The following is a 1137-nucleotide window of genomic DNA, read 5'->3' on the forward strand; positions in this document are numbered from 1 at the left end:
TGACACCCTTTCAATCACCAATTGACCGAGTTTTCGTTGTTTCTCGGCCACTAAACGCCCTTTCTTTTCATCCCAATCCACTACTTCTTTAGTAGAAAATAGCGAATCAAAAGTCGTTTGCAATATATTGACGTCCAATTCACACGCTAAATGTATTTGGCTCGAATTGGAATGAGACCGCATCAGATCAATCGCGACCAAGTACTCACAGCCGCCTAACATATCGTCAGGACGACATTCTGCACCATGACCATTCGCTAGTGCAAAGCGACCAAATTGATTGGCGCGTTGCTGAGCGATCCTGTCGGGAAACGCCAAGCTCAACACCAACGGCAATGCATCTTCATCCACTTCTCGAAGGCTAAACGTGGTATCGAGTTTATGCGCAAGAGATTGTGCGCGCTTCAATAACAACGATTTTTTCGGATGAGAACCGGACAACCAACGATGCAAGCTATGTGCGATATTCGTTACATTACGCTCTGGCTCTTCAATTAGGGCGACCGCCGCCAAAGCGACATTTACCATCTTATCGCTGTGGGATTGCGATTTAATTAACATCGCTGCCGCGCGAGGTTCTACGCCCAAGTCATGAGCCTGCTTTCCTTCCGCAGTCAGTTGTCCTTGCTCAGTAATAAGCCCTAATGAAAATAACAACTGCTTAGCTTGTCGCAGCGCAGCAGCAGAAGGAATATCGAGCCATTTTAGCTCATGAATATCGGTCGTCCCCCAAAACGCCAGCTCCATTACCAAGCTCGCAAGATCGGAATGCAAAATCTCAGGTTGTGGCACTTGTGGCTGTTGCTTGAGTTGGCTTTCTGAATAGAGGCGAACGCAAATCCCCTCTTCAATCCGCCCAGCACGACCAGCTCGCTGGATGGCTGACGATTGAGCTATACGCGTTTGTTCCAATCGTGTAAGGCCATTTTTCAAGTCAAAACGCGCAACACGCTCCAAACCAGAATCCACCACAAGGCGAATACCTTCAATTGTCAGAGAGGTTTCCGCAATGTTGGTTGCCAATACGACTTTGCGCTTACCTTTTTCTGCAGGAGAGATGGCTTTCTGTTGCTCAGTAAAGCTCAACTGACCATACAACGGGCATACTTCAACATCGTCCGGTAAGTGCGATAACCG

General features: G+C 47.8%; 1 protein-coding gene. It reads right to left on the bottom strand.

The features are described from left to right. The coding region (locus tag R7P35_RS25595) for a helicase-related protein (RefSeq protein WP_318093228.1) at nucleotides 1–1137 on the bottom strand (1137 nt) is incomplete at both ends.

The organism is Vibrio sp. Vb0304 (assembly GCF_033338995.1).
In the GTDB taxonomy this organism is placed as follows: Bacteria; Pseudomonadota; Gammaproteobacteria; order Enterobacterales; family Vibrionaceae; genus Vibrio; species Vibrio alginolyticus.